General features: G+C 44.9%; 2 protein-coding genes. Both read right to left on the reverse strand.

Annotated features, from left to right (window positions below; genetic code table 11):
- Positions 1-3,137 (reverse strand): DUF4347 domain-containing protein (locus QUB35_RS33915; RefSeq protein WP_333146617.1); only part of this gene is annotated, 3,137 nt, incomplete at its 3' end.
- 332 nt (positions 3,138-3,469) lie between these two features.
- On the reverse strand, positions 3,470-4,519 hold the full coding sequence (locus QUB35_RS33920) for a UPF0104 family protein (RefSeq protein ID WP_333146619.1): 1,050 nt from the start codon (positions 4,517-4,519) through the stop codon (positions 3,470-3,472).
- Between the last annotated feature and the right edge of the window lie 170 nt (positions 4,520-4,689).

The raw sequence follows: 4,689 nt of genomic DNA on the forward strand, positions 1-4,689 counted from the left end.
GGAGTCGGAGTGGTTGGAGTCGGAGTGGTTGGAGTCGGAGTGGTTGGAGTCGGAGTTGTCGGAGTCGGAGTTGTTGGAGTCGGAGTTGTCGGAGTCGGAGTTGTCGGAGTCGGAGTTGTCGGAGTCGGAGTTGTGGGATTGACGGTAATATCCACACGATCGCTATCGGTTTGAGCACCGCCTAATTCTGGAGCTCCGCGATCGTTTGTCGTCAAAGTCAGCGTATCTGTTCCGCTAAAATTCGGATTCGGCGTATAAGTTAAACCATCTAAAGCAGCATTAATATCAGCCTGTTTTCCCGTATAAATCAGGCTGTTGCTGCCATTCCCCGATCCGGTAACTCCCGTCAGCGACTTGAGTGTAAGAGTGCCGCTGGTAACGCTGAGATTAACTTCCACCGACTCGCTATCTGAATCCGATACAGAGATACTATTGCCGTTGCTAGCCGAGAAGATGCGAGGAGTATTTTGAGTCGTCGTTTCTTTGCCGATATCAGTAGTAATGTTGACACTCCAACTGGCAATATTTCCTGGAGTAGTAGCATTGGAAGCTTTAGAATTATATTGGTTAGCATCAACTGCATACAATTTCCAAGTGCCGTTGGGGTTAGTTTTATTGAAAACAGAAAGAGTCGAACCGTAAGGCCCTTCTGGTGCCCCTGTCGGCGTACCGGGTGGTAAAGCTAAGGGATAAATATCGCGAGCATTGTTTAACGAATAGTTACTCGGTTTGTAGTTGCCTGAAGCGATAGTTGGGACTGTAGAACTAGAAAAATCATAAAGAAAAGAGGCTGCATTATCATCCAAATTCAACGTGACGTTGTTGAGTGGTGCAGATGGAACGTGAGACATTAACACCACATTTTGTCCCTCTGGCCCAACTAGCAAGAGGTTGATTGTCTGCGATGCATCGGCTTGACCATAGGTTTTAACATTGTTGAGAGCGATCGTAACGCTGTCTACTTTTCCTGTTACACCTGAAACGTCAATAGCAGACGGATAGGGTGTCGCTAAAACGTTATATACGAAGTCTCCGCTGTTGAGGGTAATGTTATTCGGGTTAGTTGTGGTAGTGGTTTTTCTTCCCGGTATTGAATTAATAGGAGATTGATTGCGACGGGAAAATTCCGAGGTATCGCCTGTAGTTTTGTTAGTAGCAGTAGCAGCGAGAACCGGTTTCCCTGCTACTGGAGTGTAGGCGAAGTTGATATTAGCATTGCCCGCACTATCTGTAGTAACGTCTTGGAAACCTAGAAAAGCTTCACCTTGACCTGCCCCTGCCTGGTCATAACTGCTATTTGCAAAGAATTCGACGCGGAAGTTAGCGTTAGGAGTGCTGTTGAGAATGCCGCTGACTGTGTTGCCGCTAACTGAGGTCAGAACCGGGTAATTTTGCAGATTGTTGCTGCCTGTATCCGCATCGCCCAAATCGTTGGGAGTGATGCCAGTATTACCGATTAAGTCAATTCCTAATCGTTTGTTATTAAAGATACGATTGCCTTGTATAGTGTTACTGCCGGAACGTGCATTAATTTCAATGCCACTCCCTTTATTGTTAGCAATGATATTACCTTCTCCAGGTGCTGGGCCCCCGATAGTATTATTCCCGTTTTTGCCTAAGATCAAAATGCCATCGCCCTCGGTACCTAAAGCTATTGTTCCCGTGGCATCAGTCCCGATGTAATTGCCAGTAATTTTGGTATTTGTGACTCCTTCCCTCGCCACAAATATGCCTGTCAAGCCGTTGCCAGAGATGACGTTGCGGGAGATAATATTACCTGTTACGGGAGGGACAACGTTAGGAGGATTGTTTTGAGTGTAACTTTGGATTCTGATCCCAGTGAAAGTGTTGCCTACAGCAGTCGTACCGCTAATATCAGTACCAATGTAGTTGTCTTGGATGATATTGTTGTTAGTCTGTACCCCAATGCCGTGACCTATAGAATTTCCACCCTTTCCGAATCCGTTAATAACCAATCCTTGAATGGTACTTCCACTGGAATCTTCTGCGCCGCCCAAAGGATTCTTGCCTAACTCTAAACCATTGATATAAAAAGAGTTTGAAAAAGATGCTGGTTGTTGTACTAAACTGCCATTTAGTTCAATTATCGGTTTACCAGCATACCCAGGTTGAAATGTCCCATCGATACTAACTGGGCTGGTGATGACAGGTAAGGCTTGATTAAGGGTAATGGTATAAGGGCCAGTGCCGGGAATGTTAAAGTTAATTGTGTCTAATCCGGGATTAAAATTAGCTTTTTCGATCGCATCTCTCAGAGAATCTGTACCGCTATCGAAAGTATTTTTAACGGTATAGGTATTCAAAACCGACGCATAGTTTTGCATCGCCTTTGAGTCGAATGCTAGGGGCGATTTGATGTGGCCGATTTGTGTTTCGAGTTCCCAGTTGCCACCTAATTTTGCACTCCCTGTGAGATGCTTGGATGCGGCGATATTTGCACCAGTGAGGGATGCAATGCGGTGGAGGAAGTGCTTACCATCTACGGCTTGTTCATCGAGTCCGCTGGAGGTTTCAATTCTCGTTTCACCAAAGTATTCTAAGGCTAGTTCGCCCTCGATTCCGCCGGGGGTTTCAACCCCCGTCTCATAGCAAAAGTCCTCTAAATAGGACTGTTTAATGAAATTGTTTTTAGTCGGTTTCAACCGACTTTCGCTTTGAGACAGGGAATTTATTCCCTGGCGGACTTTCTGACAAGCGCGGGATGCTGCTGCTACATTGCAGCCGTAAATCAGAATGTCTGCATCAATTGTTAAAGCGCGTCGCCATTGCTGCAATTGCTGGCTATAAGCTTCTAGGTTATCCACACACAGTCTGGTTTTACCGAGTTGCAAGCTTCCCGGTTCGCCGTGGGAAACTAGATGAATGCTGTCAATATTAGTGCGATTCGCTAACACTTCGCTAATTTGTTCGACTCCATCTCTGTGCGAGTCGATAACTATTGCTTCTACTCCCAATTTCACTCCATCTAGGAGTGTTTGATAGTCTGCTACTGCCGTATCGATAAATACTATTGTACTGGGGTTATAGGGGCGATCGCTCTTTTCCCCAAAACTCCCATTGCCCGCGTTGATTTGATTCGGAAGTTCGATCGCACCTGCTGATAAAACTGGCATCATGGCTGTGTACCCTATATCCTAAAGTTAACAATTTTTCATAAATCCAGGACAAGCACACCGGAACTAAAAAAACCGTTTTCTTCACGGTATAAATACCTAAAACTGTAGATTTTATGAGAGCAACTCGGTTTGTTTGCAGGTCTTAAATTTATGGATTCAGACTCTATTGTTTGTGGCTTTTTTTCTTAGCAGCCTAAACAAATGAGTTGAGATTTTTTTTATTGAGTCCAATATACCCAGCATACGTACGTATGCAAAAAATCTTAATAAAAATACATATTTTCGAGTCCTGCTAATCGGGGCAAGTCCGCTGGCCTCATATATTTTCCCACTCACCGACTGTGCCGATCGCGCTGGCGATCGAGCTTTGCTAAAGCAGCACCCGAAACATCCGCCAGAATGCTAATTATCCGATACAAAGCCACGGCACTCAGAATTATACCCGTAGAAAAGCGATCGGACAGCAGGGCGATCGCCGTTGCTTCAAATACTCCCATTCCCCCCGGTGCTCCCGGTACGACTAAACCGACAACAAACGCAAAACAAAAAGCACCGAACAAGTTGGGAATATTGCTAAAGTTCACCGGAGTTAAAGCCATTACCGTTAGCAAAAAACCGCAGCCCCGCAATCCGATAAAACACATTTGTCCGATTAACGGCACTAAAGGATAGCGTTTAATTGGCAAATTAATTTTGCGGCGGGACTTGACATTCGATGTTTTTTTAGCTATATTGGAGGTAGACTCTACACGAAAATTCTGTTTCTCGCCCGCAGCCTCCCCAGCCTGGGGATTTTCCCCATTGTTCTTGGATAACTTTAACCGCTCTACAAAGAGAACGATCGGATTTAAAATTCGGGGATGAATCGCCGTTAAAATAGCAGCACAACCGACAATCCGCAACCACCAATTGAATTTGTCAAAACAAATCAACCCAATCAAAACGCCCGCCGAAGCCATCAGCAGCGGTTCCAGCAACACGCTGAGAGTAGCAGCTTTCGGGAAAATGCCTGCCTTTTTGGCTTCCAATATTCGACCCCAAAAATGCCAAATATTCCCCGGCAAATACTTGGCAATATTAGTTTTGAGAAAAACTTGAATTGCCCAGGCGGCAGTTACAGGTTGGCGGAATTCCCGCAAAATCAACATCCACACCCAGCCCACGAAAATTAGAGAAAGTAAAGTGACGCCAAGGGCGATCGCCAGCAACGGAAAACTTTCGGCTCGAATTTGGATATTCGCGACTTCTCGCCAGTGAGTTAAAAAAGCTTTGGCAATAAATAAAAACGTCCCGCCCAAAATCAAATACCGCAAATAAGGCTTTAAATGCGACTTCGCGATCTTGAAAAAATTTTGAATTCGACGCAAGTGTTGTTTTCCCATTTTCTGATCCCGATTTTGAATTTGGGATTAAGTTAGACTGTTTTAGATTTTATATTTTAGAGCGGCTAAGGCGAAATTGTGGTTGATTGACACGGCATGATATGACGGAATAAATCTGTTTAACCTGAGATGTTGCACCATTGTCAAGAACGGGCAAGATGCCCGTTCCA

It is taken from the genome of Microcoleus sp. B13-B6 (assembly GCF_036705405.1).
Taxonomy (GTDB): Bacteria; Cyanobacteriota; Cyanobacteriia; order Cyanobacteriales; family Microcoleaceae; genus Microcoleus.

Excerpts from the sequence above, each read along its gene's own strand:
- QUB35_RS33920 (WP_333146619.1), bottom strand. The coding sequence starts at position 4,519 with ATGGGAAAACAACACTTGCGTCGAATTCAAAATTTTTTCAAGATCGCG.